The 16,370-nt window shown below is 60.3% G+C and carries 14 protein-coding genes; all 14 read right to left on the reverse strand.

Translation table 11 applies throughout. The annotated features are described in order from the left end of the window. The 14 genes from O8B93_RS01985 to olsB all read right to left on the reverse strand — a co-directional run bounded on the left by O8B93_RS01985 (position 1) and on the right by olsB (position 16,351). Positions 1-1,056, reverse strand: a complete 1,056-nt coding sequence (locus O8B93_RS01985) for a PhoH family protein (RefSeq protein ID WP_269708139.1) — start codon at positions 1,054-1,056, stop codon at positions 1-3. Between the two features lie 40 nt (positions 1,057-1,096). Then, a complete protein-coding gene (miaB, locus tag O8B93_RS01990) occupies positions 1,097-2,500 on the reverse strand; it encodes a tRNA (N6-isopentenyl adenosine(37)-C2)-methylthiotransferase MiaB (RefSeq protein WP_269708140.1) in 1,404 nt (467 codons plus the stop codon). Positions 2,501-2,650: 150 nt separating this feature from the next. After that, on the reverse strand, positions 2,651-3,445 hold the full coding sequence (gene olsA, locus O8B93_RS01995) for a lyso-ornithine lipid O-acyltransferase (RefSeq protein WP_269708141.1): 795 nt from the start codon (positions 3,443-3,445) through the stop codon (positions 2,651-2,653). 30 nt (positions 3,446-3,475) lie between these two features. Continuing rightward, the gene (locus tag O8B93_RS02000) at positions 3,476-3,904 is read right to left on the reverse strand and encodes a Fur family transcriptional regulator (RefSeq protein WP_080826725.1); all 429 of its coding nucleotides are present in this window, start codon (positions 3,902-3,904) and stop codon (positions 3,476-3,478) included. A gap of 70 nt (positions 3,905-3,974) precedes the next feature. Continuing rightward, entirely contained in the window at positions 3,975-4,469 is a 495-nt protein-coding gene (locus tag O8B93_RS02005) for a GNAT family N-acetyltransferase (RefSeq protein WP_269708143.1), read from the reverse strand. A 68-nt stretch (positions 4,470-4,537) separates the two neighbouring features. After that, positions 4,538-5,206 (reverse strand): tRNA (adenosine(37)-N6)-threonylcarbamoyltransferase complex dimerization subunit type 1 TsaB, encoded by a 669-nt coding sequence (tsaB, locus tag O8B93_RS02010; protein ID WP_269708144.1) that lies wholly within the window; start codon positions 5,204-5,206, stop codon positions 4,538-4,540. A gap of 16 nt (positions 5,207-5,222) precedes the next feature. Continuing rightward, positions 5,223-5,786: a NifU family protein gene (locus O8B93_RS02015; RefSeq protein WP_077984420.1), complete on the reverse strand. Its 564-nt coding sequence runs from the start codon at positions 5,784-5,786 to the stop codon at positions 5,223-5,225. Positions 5,787-5,928: 142 nt separating this feature from the next. Continuing rightward, entirely contained in the window at positions 5,929-6,420 is a 492-nt protein-coding gene (locus O8B93_RS02020; protein WP_006310195.1) for a universal stress protein, read from the reverse strand. Positions 6,421-6,534: 114 nt separating this feature from the next. Then, positions 6,535-7,599, reverse strand: coding sequence for a tryptophan--tRNA ligase (gene trpS, locus O8B93_RS02025; protein WP_269708146.1), 1,065 nt, complete (start codon positions 7,597-7,599; stop codon positions 6,535-6,537). A 103-nt stretch (positions 7,600-7,702) separates the two neighbouring features. Continuing rightward, complete coding sequence (locus O8B93_RS02030; RefSeq protein ID WP_269708147.1) at positions 7,703-8,107, reverse strand: VOC family protein; 405 nt, start codon at positions 8,105-8,107, stop codon at positions 7,703-7,705. Further along, positions 8,107-9,696 (reverse strand): murein biosynthesis integral membrane protein MurJ, encoded by a 1,590-nt coding sequence (murJ, locus tag O8B93_RS02035; RefSeq protein ID WP_269708148.1) that lies wholly within the window; start codon positions 9,694-9,696, stop codon positions 8,107-8,109. The genes O8B93_RS02030 and murJ overlap by 1 nt, the downstream gene beginning before the upstream one ends. Positions 9,697-9,703: 7 nt before the next feature. Further along, complete coding sequence (locus tag O8B93_RS02040; RefSeq protein ID WP_269708150.1) at positions 9,704-12,532, reverse strand: [protein-PII] uridylyltransferase; 2,829 nt, start codon at positions 12,530-12,532, stop codon at positions 9,704-9,706. A gap of 96 nt (positions 12,533-12,628) precedes the next feature. Next, positions 12,629-15,280, reverse strand: a complete 2,652-nt coding sequence (gene mutS, locus O8B93_RS02045) for a DNA mismatch repair protein MutS (protein WP_269708629.1) — start codon at positions 15,278-15,280, stop codon at positions 12,629-12,631. 189 nt (positions 15,281-15,469) lie between these two features. Further along, complete coding sequence (olsB, locus tag O8B93_RS02050) at positions 15,470-16,351, reverse strand: l-ornithine N(alpha)-acyltransferase (RefSeq protein WP_269708630.1); 882 nt, start codon at positions 16,349-16,351, stop codon at positions 15,470-15,472. Between the last annotated feature and the right edge of the window lie 19 nt (positions 16,352-16,370).

Here is a 16,370-nt window from a genome sequence, read left to right on the forward strand (position 1 = left end):
TCAGCTGCCCTTCACGAGGCTTTCATCCGGCACGGCCGTGTGGGATTCATAAGCCCGGACAATGCGTGCCACCATGGGATGGCGGACGACATCGACATCCTTGAAGCGGACGACGGACACGCCTTCGACATCAGGGAGGATTTGCAGGGCCTCGACAAGACCGGATTTCACGCCGCGCGGCAAATCCACCTGGCTCGGGTCACCGGTCACGATCATGCGGCCGTTCTCACCAAGACGTGTGAGGAACATCTTCATCTGCATGGTCGTGGTGTTCTGGGCTTCATCCAGAATGACGGCAGCATTGGCAAGGGTACGGCCGCGCATGAAAGCCAGCGGCGCAATTTCGATGACGCCCGCCTGGATGGCACGCTCCACCTTGTCACCCGGCATCATGTCATAAAGCGCGTCGTAAAGCGGGCGGAGATAGGGATCGACCTTTTCCTTCATGTCGCCCGGCAGGAAGCCCAGGCGTTCGCCCGCTTCCACCGCAGGACGCGACAGGATGATGCGGTCGACCGCGCCACGCTCCAGAAGCTGTGCGGCATGGGCCACGGCCAGATAGGTCTTGCCGGTGCCGGCGGGGCCGACGCCGAAAACCAGTTCGGACTGCTCCAGCGCCCGCATGTAGACATCCTGCGTCGGCGTGCGGGCAGCGATGGTCTTCTTGCGGGTGGAAATCTGCGCCATGGAAATCTTCGCCTTGCGCTCCATCGTCGGCAAGGTCAGCTGGTCGTCTGCGGCCATGGCCATGCGGATCGCACCTTCCACGTCGGAGACCTCGGCGGTTCCGCCCTTCAGCAGGCGCTCATAAAGGAAATCCAGCGCGCGGCGGGCCTGATTGGTAGCCACGACATCGCCGGTGATGGCGACGGAGTTGCCACGCGGGCGGGCGTCGATATTAAGGCGCTGCTCCAGTAGCTTCAGGTTCTGATCGAACTGACCGAATAGCTCTCCCGCTATCCTGTTATTCTCGAACGTGAGGACGAAGTGATTGGCGTCGGTCGCGGCTTGGCGTGGCTGGCGCGATGAATTTGATACCAATTCGTGTGCGTTCAAGCGGTCAGGCTCCTGTCCCAATCAGTTTCGGCTCCTCACTCTAACTCCCTGCCACCTCGGCAAACAAGCTGTTTGGACCCGTTGCGGTGATTCGTACATTAACAATGTCACCGATTTTCAACGTCTTTGCATCAAGATTCACGGATTGCAGCCACGGAGAGCGACCTATCAACTGCTCAGGCATGCGGCCTGGCTTTTCCAGCAGCACATCCATGGTCTTTCCGACCAGCGATTCCGCAAATTCCTTCTGCTGCCGCAGCAACAGGGCCTGCAATCGTTCCAGCCGCTCGGCCTTCACATCTTCCTCCACCTGATTGGTCAGGTCGGCGCCCGGCGTGCCGGGACGGGTGGAATATTTGAACGAGAAGGCCTGTGCATATTTCACCGTCTCGACCATCGCCATCGTATCTTCGAAATCGCGATCGGTCTCACCGGGGAAGCCGACAATAAAGTCCCCCGACATGGCGATATCAGGGCGGGCGGCGCGGATTTTTTCGATGAGCTGGATATATTCCTCACCCGTATGGCGACGGTTCATCGCCTTCAGAATGCGGTCCGAGCCGGACTGCACCGGCAGGTGCAGATAGGGCATAAGAATGCGCAGATCGCGATGGGCGCCGATCAGGCGGTCGTCCATGTCGCGCGGGTGGCTGGTGGTGTAGCGAAGCCGCGCAAGGCCCGGAATTTCCGCCAGCCTGTAGAGCAGTTCGGCCAGACCCCATTTTTCGCCCTTCGGACCTTCGCCCTGCCAGGCATTGACGTTCTGGCCAAGCAGCGTGATCTCGCGCACGCCGGCATCCACCAGTTTCATCGCCTCATCGACGATCTGGCGCACGGGGCGCGACACTTCAGAACCGCGCGTATAGGGCACGACACAGAAGGTGCAGAACTTGTCGCAACCTTCCTGCACCGTCAAAAACGCCGTGACACCGCGCGAACGCAGTGTCGCTTTCTCCGCGACCGGCAGGTGCTCGAACTTGTCTTCTACCGCATATTCGGTCTCGATGACGCGCTCGCCGCCGCGCACGCGCTTCAGCGCATCCGGCAGGCGATGATAGGTCTGCGGGCCGATGACGACATCGACGGCGGGCGCACGGCGCAGGATTTCCTCGCCTTCCGCCTGCGCAACGCAGCCGGCAACGCCGATCATGAATTCACGGCCCTGCTCTTCGCGTGACTTCTTCATATCCCGCAGGCGGCCAAGCGCGGAGTAAACCTTTTCCGCCGCCTTCTCGCGGATGTGACAGGTGTTCAGCAGAACCAGATCGGCTTCGCCCATATCCTCGGTCTGAACGTAACCATCCTTCGCCAACGCATCGCTCATGCGCACGGAATCATAAACGTTCATTTGACAGCCGTAGGTCTTGATAAAAACCTTACGGCTGTTTGCGCCCTCGCGGGCGTTCATGGATGGGGCGTCAAGGCCAAGTGTTTCCTGGGTCATGGCGGCTATCTAGTGTTTTTCCCCGCCAGATTAAACAGAAAAATGCCGGAAAAGCGAGGATGCCAGAGCAACGGAGTAATTCCGTTGCTCTAGATTTTAGCTTACGCTTCGGATTTCCTGAAAACCGCGCACAGTTTTCGGTCCGATGCTCTATTTCCGCCAGCCGCCGCGCAGGCTGAAGGCCAGCATCGAGCGGATGGCAGCGGCAATATCAGTCGCAAGACGCTTGCGGTTATCGGCGCTGTGAAATGGAACGCTTTCCCCAAATGTGACGTCGACATCGATGGCGCCCGCCTTGATGACGCCGAGCAGATGCGGCACGAGCGTGATGCTGCCGGGCCAGGCGGCAATGATCCGGTGGTAACGGCCCATGGCCATGCCCTGCACCCGTGTATAGGCGATGGCGACTGGCTGCACGTAGACCAGCTTGCCCGGAACCTGCTCAGCGGCGGTGGAGGCGGCACCGAACAGGGAGGATTTGACGGCCAGCATGCGGTTGCCATCCGAAGTCGTGCCTTCGGGGAAAAGGACGACGATCTCGCCGTCGGCTATGCGGCTGGCGATCTCACCCACCTGCTGGCCAGTGCTGCGCTTCTGCTCCCGCTGGACGAAGATGCTTTTCTGCAGGCGGGCGAGCCAGCCAAAAACCGGCCAGTCACGCACCTCGGTCTTGGCGATGAACACCACGTCGGCAATGCTGCCAAGAACAAGGATATCCTTCCACGAGGCATGATTGACCGCCAGCATCAGCGGTTTTGCCTGTTCCACATTCCCGTGCACATGCACGCGGATGCCGAGAACGTGGCAGGCAATGCGATGCCAGATGCGCGGAATGCGACGGCGCAGCCGCCAGTCGAAGGCGAGACCCAGGAGTTGCAGCGGCAGCAATATGAGCGTCACGATCAGAAGAACGATCGCGATATAGGCTATCCGAAGCCACATCATGATGGGAACGCCCGCTTGTTCACCGGCGTCTCAGCGCTCGTCGGGTTTCAGCGGCACACCGTAGAGTTCCAGCCGATGATCCACGAGCTTGAAGCCATGCTCACGGGCGATCTTTTCCTGAAGCGCCTCGATCTCCGCCGAGTGGAATTCGATAACCACGCCGTTCTTCAAATCGATCAGGTGATCGTGATGTTCTTCGGGAACCGTCTCATAACGCGAGCGGCCATCGCGAAAATCATGACGCTCGATGATGCCGGCATCCTCGAACAGCTTCACCGTCCTATAGACGGTGGAGATCGAGATGCGCGGATCCACGGCGGAGGAACGACGATAAAGCTCCTCGACATCTGGATGATCAGCGGACTCCTGCAGGACGCGGGCGATAACACGGCGCTGGTCCGTCATCCGCATGCCGCGTTCGGCACAAAGCTCCTCCAGCGTTTTCGAAAGGTCTATCACGTCTTCTGGCCTTTTGAGTATTCCGGTTGAATTTTGCGGCTTTCGCCGAAAAAATGCCTGTCGCAGGGAACTAGCGAAGATCGCGACGCATGACAAGCGCCGTCGACTTTGTTCCATTCTTGGCCGTGTAATAAGCCTTGCGCTCCGCAACCGTCTTGAAGCCGAGCTTTTTATAAAGCCCCAGCGCAGAGGCATTGTTATTGTCCACCTCAAGGAACATGGTTTCGGCGCCGCGCATCATCGCCTCGCGAATGGCCGACTGCATCAGACGCCAGCCGAGACCGGCGCGCGAGAATTTGTCGGCCACGGCGACGGTGAGGATTTCCGCCTCGCCGGCCACTTCACGCGCCAGCACGAAACCGCCGAGCGGCTTGCTGAAAAATGCGTTTGTCTGGCGGGCGACGGCGCCGAAAACCGCTCCTTGGGTGAGCAGGCCTGAAAACTCCCCGTCATTCCACGGACGTGGGAAGCGCAAGGCATGCAAGTCCGCCACCGCGGCGCAATCCTCATGCTGCATCGGCACGATCTCGAAATAGGGTTTCCAGCTCAGGTAGTCGTCAAACATCGCAGGTATCGGGCATCACAAATATCGGGCATAACGGGAATCAGTATCGGCCACTCATGCATGCCGTATCAGGCAACGTCCTGGCGTGCCAGCGCAAAACCGGTCTGTGGCCGGGCATCCGGCCCGCGCAGATAAAGCGGCGCCGGTTTCGGCTGGCCTACCGGCTTGCGCGCTCCAGCACGCGCGACGGAGGCAATCGGGAAATGGTCCGGCCCTGAGCCGGTTTCCTCTCCCGCAAACAGCGGTGCGGCAGAGCCGATGACGGCACCATCGAAACCGGAGAGGGCATCTTTGACGTCATCAAGAGACAGAAGCGCCGCCTCGTTGAGTGGAAATCCATCCGCGCCGAATGTCTGGAGATAGGTTTCACCGCGTTTCGCATCGAGCCCTACGGCCACAGGCCGGTCGGGGTTTCCGAGCAGATGATGCAAAGCGACAGTCTCCAGCGTCGTGACGCCAACGGCCTCAACGCCGAGCGACAGAGCAAAACCACGCGCAGCGGCAACGCCGACCCGAATGCCCGTAAAGGACCCCGGACCGATGGTCACCGCAATGCGCTCGACCTTCTGGAGCGGCAATTGCGCCTGCTGCAGGGCGCCGTCGATCACGGCCATCAGCCTTTCGGCATGGCCCTTACCGATCGTTTCGCAGACCTCACCGAGCACCCTGTCAGAGGCGCTGTCATAGATACAGGCGGAACAATCCACACCTGACGTGTCGAGTGCGAGAACAATCATGGCCTGGCTTACAGCATCATACCGCTTCGACTTCGCGCACTTCCGGCACGAAATGGCGAAGCAGATTCTGAACGCCGTGTTTCAGCGTGGCGGTGGAGGACGGGCAGCCCGAGCAGGCACCCTTCATGTTCAGGAACACCGTACCATCGCGGAAGCCGCGGAAGGTGATGTCCCCGCCATCCTGCGCCACGGCCGGGCGAACGCGGGTATCCAGCAGTTCCTTGATGGTGGCGACGATGGTTTCGTCACCCTCCTCGAAGAATTCGCCTTCCTCGTCCGAGACTTCGGCGGCAATCGCCGTGCCCATGATCGGCCGGCCGGACATGAAGTGTTCCATGATCGAGCCGAGGATGGCAGGCTTCAAATGCTGCCATTCCGCATCATCCTTGGTGACGGTGATGAAATCAAAACCGAAATAGACGCCAGTGACGCCCGGAATCGTGAAGAGGCGTTCCGCCAGGGGCGAAGCCTGCGCCTGCGACGCGTTAAGGAACTCCGCTGTGCCGCTTTCCAGCACCACCTTGCCCGGCAGGAACTTCAACGTGGCGGGGTTGGGCGTTGCTTCCGTCTGAATGAACATCGTCGTCTCCTTCGAGGCCGCGGTTCACGCCCCGTAATTTAGAATTCTTCCAAAAATACGCCCGGCGAAGCCACACTTCAAGCCCTGACATGATAATTACATTCAAGAAATCGTCAGCCCTCAAAACCCGTCCGAAACCGGATCAGCAGAGCGCGTCGATTTCCTCATCCGTCAGTGTATCCGGCAAGACGGTAACCGGGATCGGGAAGGCCGCGCCGCGTCCGGCGATGGAGGAAACCAGCGGTCCCGGCCCTTCTTTCGTCGATCCGGCAGCCAGCACGAGAATGGCGATATCGCGGTCTTCCTCGATCAACCCGTGAATCTGCTCGGTGGCGCTGCCTTCCCGAATGACGGATTCCGGCTCGATGCCGATTGTTTCGCGCACCTTCTGGGCGACCTTGGCAAGCGTGGCTTCCGCCTCCTCACGCGCCTCGGCCCGCATGATCTGCTCCACACCCAGCCATTGCTGGAAATCGCCTTCCGGGATCATGTAAAGCAACACCAGTCCGCCATTGGAGTTTTTGGCGCGACGACCGGCATAATGCACGGCCCTTTCGCATTCCGGTGTGTCATCGATAACGGCGAGAAACTTGCGACGATGCCCTTCCAGACGCGACAGCCGTGTTGAAACCATTCCGCACTCCCTTAGGTCCGCCGTGATCCGAGAACCGCCCGACGGTTCGGGCGGAGATTATATCAAATCACGGCAGGCGCAAACCGCCCGCCGCATGCACAAGGCAGCGACCTGTCAGCGCAGGAAGCCGATGATATCACGCACCTCGTTCATCGTCTTTTCGGCAATAGCGCGTGCCCGCTCGCCACCCTGCTTAAGGATGGCGTCGATATGGGTCGGATCATCGAGAAGACGGCGCATCTCGTTGTTGACCGGCGCAAGGACATTGACGGCAAGCTCGACGAGGGCCGGCTTGAAGGTGGAGAACTGCTGGCCGCCGAATTCGGCAAGAACATCCGCCTTGGTCTTGTCCGAGAGCGCAGCATAGATACCGACGAGGTTTTCGGCCTCCGGGCGGCCCTTCAGGCCTTCCACTTCGCTCGGCAGCGCGTCCGGATCGGTCTTTGCCTTCTTGATCTTCTTCGAGATCGCATCGACATCATCCATCAGGTTGATGCGCGACAGATCGGAAGGATCGGACTTCGACATTTTCTTGGTGCCGTCCTTGAGCGACATGACGCGCGGCGCCGGGCCGCCGATCAGCGGCTCCACCATCGGGAAATAGGCATGCACCGGCTCGTCGCCAACCATGATATCAACGCCGAGACCAGCGTTGCGGATATGGCCGCCGAAATCGATGTTGAATTTCTGGGCAATGTCACGGGCGAGTTCGAGGTGCTGTTTCTGGTCATCGCCGACGGGAACATGCGTGGCGCGATAGACGAGAATGTCGGCAGCCATGAGGCTCGGATAGGCGAGCAGGCCGAGCGAGACCTGTTCGGCATTCTTGCCGGACTTGTCCTTGAACTGGGTCATTCGCTCCATCCAGCCGATGCGCGCCACACAGTTGAAAACCCATGCCAGTTCCGCATGCTGCGGCACGGCCGACTGGTTGAAGACGATATGCTTCACGGGATCGATGCCGGCTGCGATGAAGGCGGCCGCGATAGAGCGGGTCTGCGCCTTCAGGTCCGAGTGAACGAGCTGGGCGGTGATGGCATGCATGTCGACGACGCAATAGATGCAGTCGTTATCTTCCTGCAGCGCCACGAATTTGCGGATCGCGCCGAGATAATTGCCGAGATGCAGATTGCCGGTCGGCTGGACGCCCGAGAAAACCAGCGGCTTGAATGCGTTCATTGTCGTCCTCGAAAAGGCTTGTGGAGGGCCCCGCCCCGTATTTGCAATTGCACGCGCGCTTATGCACCCACAGCCCCTCGCAATCAAGCGGTTTCAGGGCCTGTCAGCCGCGCGGTTGAAGAAGATCCCAGCGATTTCCATAGGGGTCGGCAAAGACCGCGACGGAACCATAAACCTCATGGCGCGGCTCTTCCAGAAAGCACACGCCGCGCTCAATCATGGTTTCATAGTCGCGGGCAAAATCGTCGGTATGCAGGAAAAATCCGACACGGCCGCCGGTCTGGTTGCCGACGGCAAGCCGTTGCGCTTCGCCATCCGCCTCGGCAAGCAAAAGGGCACCACCCTCGGCGCATTGCGGCTTGACCACAAGCCACCTTTTGCCGTCGTCAAGCGGCTGATCGGAGAGGCACTCGAAGCCGAGAACATCGCAATAAAATGCCTTTGCCCGGTCGTAGTCATCCACGACAAGCGTGACCAGTGCGATGCGGCGGTTTGCAGCAAAGGACATCAGCCCGCCTCCGTTTCGGCGGTCTTTTTACCGCGCTTGCGGATGGCTCTCTTGACCATGCCGATATCGGCACCGCCCGAAACGAAAGCCAGCACGAAATAGACCAGCATGGCCGCAAAGACGAGGCCCATGATGGTGCCGGCCCGGACGAAGATGGATGAGGCGGAGGAGAGCTCGAAACTCAGCCAGGTCAGCGCATAATGCACAAAAACGGCCATCAAAGCTGCGGCCAGAAGCAACCGCGGAATGCGAGTCAGAAGCGGAATATCCACCTGCCAGTGACCGCGCCACAAAAGCATGCCGAATAGCAGGGCGGCATTCACCCAGCCGGCAGTGATCTCGGCAATGGCGATACCCGGGCCGCCGAGACGCGGAAACAGCGTCAGCGCCAGAGAGACATTCACCACCACGGAAATCGCAGCAAAAATCATCGGCGTGCGGGTATCCTCGCGGGCGAAAAAGCCGGGAATGAAGGCCTTTATCAGCACGAAGGCCGGCAGGCCCAAGCCATAGATGCCGAGTATCTGCGCAACGGTGATGGTGGCCGAAGGTGAGAAGTTGCCTCGCTCATAAAGAAAACGGACGATCGGTTCCGCCATGACAAGAAGGGCTGCTGCCGCAGGCAAGGTCAGGAACAATACGAATTCGACCGAACGGTTCTGCAGGCTTCCCGCCTCCACCATGTGCCCACCGCGCAAAGCGCGTGCAAGTTCCGGCAGAAGTACGGTGGCCACGGCAATGCCCACAACGCCGAGCGGCAACTGGTAAATCCGGTCGGCATAGGCAAGCGAGGAGATCACGCCCTCACCGGCCGAGGCGATATTGGTGTTGATCAGAAGATTGATCTGGGTGATGCCGCCGGTGATTGCCGCCGGCAGGGCAAGGACCAGAAGCCTCTGCACATTCTTGGTCATCCTCGGCCTGCGGAAACCGATCCGCATGCCTGCATTGCGCACGGCGATCCAGACGATGGCGAGCTGCACCAGACCCGCCGCCATCACTCCCCACGAGAGCGCATAACCCACCTGCAAAGGATCGTAATTCTTCCACCACGCCAAGGCGAGCACGCCGATGAGGATGATGTTGAGGAAGACAGGTGCGATCGCGGCTGCGAAATAACGATGCAGCGAGTTCAGCATCCCGCCCATCATCGCCGCCAGCGACATGCAGGCGAGATACGGAAACATGATGGTGGCGAGATGAACGGTGTTATCGAATTTCACCGGGTCTTCCAGAAAACCCGGCGCAATCACCGTGCGCACGATGAACGGCATCGACAATTCCATCAGGATTGTCAGTGCCAGAAGCACGGTGAAGAGAACGCCGAAGACCTCTTCGGAAAAACGCCTTGCACCCTCCATGCCGTTCGCCTCGATCTCCTTGGCGAAAAGCGGCACGAAAGCCGAATTGAAGGCACCTTCGGCAAAGAGTCGCCGGAAGGTGTTGGGAAATCGGAACGCGGCATTGAAGGCGTCTGCCACCGGACCGGTTCCGACGGCCGCGGCCATCAGGGTCTCGCGCAGAAAGCCGAAAATGCGGCTGCCGAGCGTGGCGGTGCCGACGGTGGCGAACTTGCCGATGAGACTCATGGGGATATCAAGCCTTTGCCGTGCGCGCGGCCGGCAGCGCCGCCACGTCTGGGTGGGCGATGATGCCGTTCGGCATGCGGTCACGCAATTCGTCTTCCTGCTCGCTCATCACAGCCTTCAGGCGTTGCGCAATGCTGGCCTGCCGGTTGTCATTCGTCACCTTCTGGCCGAACAGATCTGTCACGTAGAAGGTGTCGATGACCTTCTCGCCGAAGGTGGTGATGCGGGCGGAGTGAATGTCGAGCGACAGGTCGGCGATGACAGCCGTCATATCCGCCAGCAGCCCCGGCCGGTCGAGGCACTCGACTTCGATGACGGTGAACTTGTTCGACAGCCCGTTGGAAATGATGACCGAGGGCGGAATGGTGAAGGCGCTCTTTTTCTTGCGGCTCTTGGTCCGCGTGGCGATCATTTCCGGAAGGCGCTGCTTGCCGGAGAGAACCTCCTCGATGAGCTTGCCGACATTGTTGCCGCGCCGCGTCTCATCTTCGTCAATCGGGAATTCGCGGTTGATGAGGATCGTATCCAGCGCCCGCCCGTCAGAGGTGGTGAAGATTTGCGCATCCGCAATATTCGCGCCGGCCGCTGCACAGGCGCCGGTGATGATCGACAACAGGCGCGGATGGTCGGGCGCGAGCACCGTAATTTCAGTAATCGCGTGGAAGGAATGGGTGCGCACCATGGTCGACAGCGCCTTTTCCTGCTTGTCCGCCTCGCGCATGAAGCGGGTATGGCGCACCTGGTCTTCCAGCGCCACCGTCAGCAGATAGGGCTCATAATGCAGCTTGGTGTATTTGCGCCGCGCCTTCTGGCCCCAGTCATCAAGGGCATCGTATAGCGCCTGCCGGGCGATCTGTGCCCGCTCCTTGCGCGAGACTTCCGAGAAGCCGCCCGACAGAAGCAGTTCCGTCTCGTAATAAAGCGAGCGCAGCAACTGCCCCTTCCAGCCGTTCCACACGCCGGGGCCAACCGCACGGATATCGCAGACCGTCAGGATGAGCAGCATTTTCAGCCGCTCCATGGATTGCACCTTGTCGGCGAAATCGGTGATGGTCTTGCGGTCATGCAGGTCACGCGTCTGGGCGACCATGGACATCAAAAGATGCTGCTCGATCAGCCAAACGACCGTTTCGGTCTGCTTGCCGGTGAGGCGGAAACGCTGGCAGAGCTTGCGGGCAACACGGGCACCGGCAATCGAATGGTCCTCCTGCCGACCCTTCGCCACATCATGCAACAGAACGGCGACATAAAGCGCCTCGCGTTCCTCAACGCTGGGCATCAGCTGGTTGGCAAGCGGATGAGCATCCACCGCGGTTCCCTTGTCCACTTCCGACAGCACGCCAACGGAGCGGATCAGATGCTCGTCGACCGTATAGTGATGATACATGTTGAACTGCATCATCGCGACGATCTTGCCGAATTCGGGAATGAATTTGCCGAGCACCCCGGCCTCATTCATGCGCCTCAGCGTCAGCGCCGGATCGCGCCGCGAAGTCAGGATCGACAGGAAAAGCCGGTTTGCCTCGTCATTTTCGCGAAGCCCCTCATTGATGAGCGACAGCGAGCGGGTGACGACACGCAGCGCGTCCGGGTGCAGTTCGAGATTGTTGATATCGGCAATGTGAAAGAGCCGGATCAGATTGACCGGATCGTTCTTGAAGACATCGGGTTTGGCCAGCGCGATGCGCCCCCGGTCTTCCACAAATTCCACCGAACCCGGGATTTTGCGGACACGGTGGGCGAAGCGGCTGAGAACGCCTGACAGGCCCGGCACATCCTTCGCCTGCCGATCTTCCAGTGCGGCGCAAACGATGCGGGTCAGGTCGCCGACATCCTTCGCCACGAGGAAATAATGCTTCATGAAACGCTCGACGGCGGAAAGACCCGGACGCGGCTGGTAACCCAGCGCATCTGCGATCTCTCGCTGAATATCGAAGGACAGGCGCTCTTCCGCCTTGTTGGTGATGAAATGCATCTGGCAGCGGACGGCCCAGAGAAAATCGTCGGCCTTTTCAAACAGCCTGAGTTCGCGCCGCGACAGGACGCCAAGCTTGACGAGATCGGCCGTGTCGCGGACATGGTAATAATATTTGGCGATCCAGAACAGCGTGTGCAGGTCACGCAGCCCGCCCTTGCCTTCCTTGACATTCGGCTCCACCAGATAACGCGTATCGCCAGCCTTGCGGTGGCGCTGGTCGCGCTCGGCGAGCTTGGCGGCGATGAATTCCGGGCCGGTTCCGGTGACGACTTCCGACTCGAAGCGTTTTTCGAGATCGTCAGTCAGGGATTTTTTGCCGCAGATCGCCCGCACTTCCAGAATGGCGGTGCGGATGGTCATGTCGGATTTGGAGAGGCGAATACACTCATCCACGGTGCGGGTGGCGTGGCCAACCTTGAATCCGAGGTCCCACAGCAGATAAAGCACGAATTCCACGGCCTTGTGCATATCAGGCGTGTTCTTGGCCGGCAGAAGGAACAGGAGGTCGATATCCGATCCCGGCGCCAGCGTGCCGCGGCCGTAACCGCCGACCGCCGCAACCGCGATCTGCGGCGCATCCTTCGGATAGACATATTGGCAGGTGAGATCATAAAGCGTCTCGATCAGCCGGTCCTGAAGCCAGGAGATGCGCCGGGCGCAATCAATGCCGCTGCCATCGGTTTTCAGCAGTTCCCGCGCCTTTTCCCGGCCTTCCGTGCTGGCCTTGCGAAAGAGCGGCAACAGATCGGACCTGATATCGGCGGTACGCTTGCCGTCTTCCTTGAAGATGACGTCACAGTCACGCTTCAGCGCCGAGACATCGAGAATGTCGGAAAAATCCAGGTCCTTGATGGCCATCTATGCCGGTATCCATGTCCTGTGGGAGATCCCACCGCTTGCGATGGGAGTGTCCTATAGCGAGTTTTAAAGGCGATGGACAGGCACTCTATCTCTTCACGCCTTGCCAAGTTCTTTCTTCAAGGCATAGAGCGCGTCCAACGCCTCACGCGGTGTCATTTCGTCCGGGTTGAAGCTCTTCAAAGCTTCCTCCACCTTCGATGGCCCGGCTTTACGGGTTTCCTCGCGGCGCACGGCAATCTGGAACAGCGGCAGGTCGTCGATCAACTGGCTCGCCGGATTCTTGCGGTCGGCATCCTCCAGCTTTGTCAGTACCTCACGGGCGCGTTCCACCACCGATGCCGGCAGGCCCGCAAGCCGCGCGACCTGAATACCGTAAGAACGATCCGCAGCGCCCGGTCCGACTTCGTGCAGGAAGATGACGTCACCTTCCCACTCCTTCACCCGCATCGTGGCATTGGAAAGGCGGCCGAGTTTTTCCGAGAGCACCGTCAGCTCATGGAAATGCGTCGCAAAGAGGCCGCGGCAGCGATTGACCTCGTGCAGATGCTCCACCGCCGCCCAGGCGATTGAAAGCCCGTCGAAGGTCGCCGTGCCACGGCCGATCTCGTCCAGAATGACCAGCGAGCGATCCGTCGCCTGATTGAGGATGGCGGCGGTTTCCACCATCTCCACCATGAAGGTCGAGCGGCCGCGCGCCAGATCGTCGGATGCGCCAACGCGGGAAAACAGCCGGTCAACGACGCCGATATGGGCGGCCTCCGCGGGAACGAAGGAGCCGATCTGCGCAAGAATGGCGATCAGCGCATTCTGGCGCAAGAAGGTCGATTTACCGCCCATGTTGGGGCCGGTCAGCAGCCAGATCGCACCGTTTTTGCCACCGTCGATTGCCGACAGATCGCAATTATTGGCGATGAACGGCCCCGCCGATTGCCGCCGCAAAGCCTGTTCGACCACCGGGTGGCGCCCGCCCGTGATCGCGAAGGTCATGGAGGCGTCGACGATCGGGCGGCAATAGGCCTGTTCGGTGGCGAGATAGGCAAGGCTCGAGGCGACGTCGACAATGGCTAGCGCGAAAGCACCGGCCTTAATCGCCTCCGCCTGCTGCACCACGGCCTTGACCATGCGCTCGAAGGCCTCCAGCTCCATGGTCAGAGCCTCGGCCGCGGCATTGGCGATGCGGCTTTCGAGATCGGCAAGCTCGGTGGTGGTGAAGCGCATCGCGCCCGCCATGGTCTGGCGGTGGATGAAGCGCGCCTTGGCCTCATCCGTTGCCATCATCACATCGGCATTCCCGGCCGTCACCTCGATGAAATAACCCAGCACGTTGTTATGCTTGATCTTGAGCGACTTGATGCCGGTCTCGTCGGCATATTGCAGCTGCAGCCCGGCAATCACCCGGCGCGACTGGTCGCGCAGCGCCCGCACCTCGTCGAGTTCGGGATTGGCACCCTCACGCAGGAAACCGCCATCGCGTTTCAGAAGCGGCAGATCGTCGGCGAGCATCGAGCCGAGCATCGCCTCGAGAGCGCCGGGCAGGGCGTTCAAATCCCTGAGAGCGTTTGCCAGCTCATCCGGCAGCAGCCCGCCATCGAGAATGATTGCAATTTTTTCGGCCGAAACCAGACCCTGCCGGATGGCGCCAAGATCGCGCGGGCCGCCGCGTTCCAGCGCAAGGCGGGAAAGCGCGCGCGGCATATCCGCGACATGTTTCAGCGCGTCGCGAAGGCCATCGCAGAGGGCGACGTCATCGATGAGATAGGCCACGGCATCGAGACGGGCATTGATCCTTTCCGGATCGGTCAAGGGCGACATCAGCCGCTCGGCCAGAAGCCGCGCACCGCCGCCCGTGACCGTGCGGTTCAGCGCGTGCAGCAGCGATCCGTCCCTTTCGCCTGACAGCGTCTTCACCAGTTCCAGATTGGCGCGGGTGGCGGGATCGATAAAGAGCGTGGAAGCCGCACTTTCACGTTCCGGTGCACCGAGCGGCGGGCGCTCGGCAATCTGGGTCTTTTCGACATAGGCCACGGCCGCAGCCGCAGCGGCCATTTCCACCCGCGAAAACGTGCCAAAACCATCCAGCGTCGAGACGTTGAAATACCGCGCAATACGGCCTTCTGCCACGGCGCTGTCAAAAAGAATGGCCGGCTGCGGCACGGCGACGCGGCCCAGCACATCGAAAACCGGCCGCAATTCCTCGTCGTGGAACAGGCTGTCGGCAACGATCAGCTCTCGCGGATCGATACGCCAGATATCGGCGAGAAGCCGCGTCAGCGTGGTTTCCGCCAGACGGAAGACGCCGGTGGAAATATCGATCCAGGCCAGCGCGAACTGCGCTTCCCCGCTGCCACGAATACGGGCGAGCGCCATCAGATAATTGGATTCCGTCGGCGATAGCAGCTTTTCTTCGGTCAGCGTGCCGGGCGTGACGAGCCGCACCACATCACGCTTGACCACGGATTTCGATCCGCGCTTCTTCGCTTCCGCCGGGTCTTCGATCTGCTCGCAGACCGCGACGCGGTAGCCGCGCAGGATGAGCTTTTGAAGGTAGTCATCCGCCGCGTGAACGGGAACGCCGCACATGGGAATATCGTGCCCCATATGCTGGCCGCGTTTCGTCAACGTGATACCGAGAGCGCGGGAGGCTTCGACCGCATCGTCAAAGAACAATTCGTAAAAATCGCCCATGCGGTAAAACAGCAGCGAACCGGGATTGTTCGCCTTGATCTCGATATATTGCTCCATCATCGGAGTGGCCGTCGCGCGGCTCTCTTCCGAGATCAGGGAAGCGGTTGTCAGAACGTCCGTCAATGGCCTGCCGATGTCATATCGTGTTGCGGAAAAGGAGCGCCGACACTAGCGGCATTGCCCGCCCCAACACAACACACACGGCACCGCTGCCCACAGGAACATCCTGATGGCCTCGATCAAAACCGGTCAGCCGTTGATGCGTTCGGCCTCGCCGCCATAATAGCTGATATAGCGGCCGGCGATGGACGATACCGGCAAGACCACCAGGACGTCGGTGGTGTTGAAAGCATGATCAACGACCGCGCCGGAGCCGAACATGGCGCCAAGACGCATATAACCCTTGATCAGCGGCGGCATGGCATTCAACGCCTTGCGGGCATTCAGCGCCTCGACGGGCACGAGGTCCATTTCATGATAGAGCTCGGGCAGAGCGACCGCTTCCCACTCTCCCTTTGCAAGGCAATTATGGTGCAGGAAGGACAGAGCCAGCGCATGCGCTTCCGGCTGCACGCCGGGGAAGGAAGCACAGCCGATCATGGCGTCCATGCGATGTTTCACGGCATAGGACCAATTGCCCTGCCACAGAAGCTCGACGGTACGCTTGGTACGATATTCCGGCAGCACGCAGGAGCGGCCGAGCTCCATGAAACGCTTGCCCGGATGGCGCGCGACGAGCCCGGCGATATCGAACTCGCTGGCGGAATAAAAGCCGTTATTGGCCAAGGCGACTTCCTGACGCAGCAGGCGATAGGTGCCGACGATCTGGTCCTCGCTGTCGCCCTCGATCGACTTGTCGAGGACGAGCAGATGATCGCAAACACTGTCCCAGGCATCAACGTCGCGTTTACGGCGCATCGCTTCCGCGGGAAGGCGCGCCTTCATTTCCTCGACAAAGACCCGGTAGCGCACGGATTGCGCTGCATCGATTTCGCGTTCATTTCTGGCAAGCCGTGTTTCCAGCGTGCCGATACGGCCGAAAAGGCCCTCATTGTCCTGAGCTGTCTCGGAACGAGGACTAATGACAACATTGTTTTCACAAATGTCGTGATTGAAGATTTCGGCAACCATGGGGAATCGCTCCGCCACC

The sequence above is a fragment of the Martinezella rhizogenes genome (genome assembly GCF_027460065.1).
Lineage (GTDB): Bacteria > Pseudomonadota > Alphaproteobacteria > Rhizobiales > Rhizobiaceae > Agrobacterium > Agrobacterium rhizogenes_C.

Coding starts and splice junctions, on each gene's coding strand:
- miaB (WP_269708140.1), bottom strand. CDS start 2,500: ATGACCCAGGAAACACTTGGCCTTGACGCCCCATCCATGAACGCCCGC.
- olsA (WP_269708141.1), bottom strand. CDS start 3,445: ATGATGTGGCTTCGGATAGCCTATATCGCGATCGTTCTTCTGATCGTG.
- O8B93_RS02005 (WP_269708143.1), bottom strand. CDS start 4,469: ATGTTTGACGACTACCTGAGCTGGAAACCCTATTTCGAGATCGTGCCG.
- tsaB (WP_269708144.1), bottom strand. CDS start 5,206: ATGATTGTTCTCGCACTCGACACGTCAGGTGTGGATTGTTCCGCCTGT.
- O8B93_RS02015 (WP_077984420.1), bottom strand. CDS start 5,786: ATGTTCATTCAGACGGAAGCAACGCCCAACCCCGCCACGTTGAAGTTC.
- O8B93_RS02020 (WP_006310195.1), bottom strand. CDS start 6,420: ATGGTTTCAACACGGCTGTCGCGTCTGGAAGGGCATCGTCGCAAGTTT.
- trpS (WP_269708146.1), bottom strand. CDS start 7,599: ATGAACGCATTCAAGCCGCTGGTTTTCTCGGGCGTCCAGCCGACCGGC.
- O8B93_RS02030 (WP_269708147.1), bottom strand. CDS start 8,107: ATGTCCTTTGCTGCAAACCGCCGCATCGCACTGGTCACGCTTGTCGTG.
- murJ (WP_269708148.1), bottom strand. CDS start 9,696: ATGAGTCTCATCGGCAAGTTCGCCACCGTCGGCACCGCCACGCTCGGC.
- O8B93_RS02040 (WP_269708150.1), bottom strand. CDS start 12,532: ATGGCCATCAAGGACCTGGATTTTTCCGACATTCTCGATGTCTCGGCG.
- mutS (WP_269708629.1), bottom strand. CDS start 15,280: ATGATGGAGCAATATATCGAGATCAAGGCGAACAATCCCGGTTCGCTG.
- olsB (WP_269708630.1), bottom strand. CDS start 16,351: ATGGTTGCCGAAATCTTCAATCACGACATTTGTGAAAACAATGTTGTC.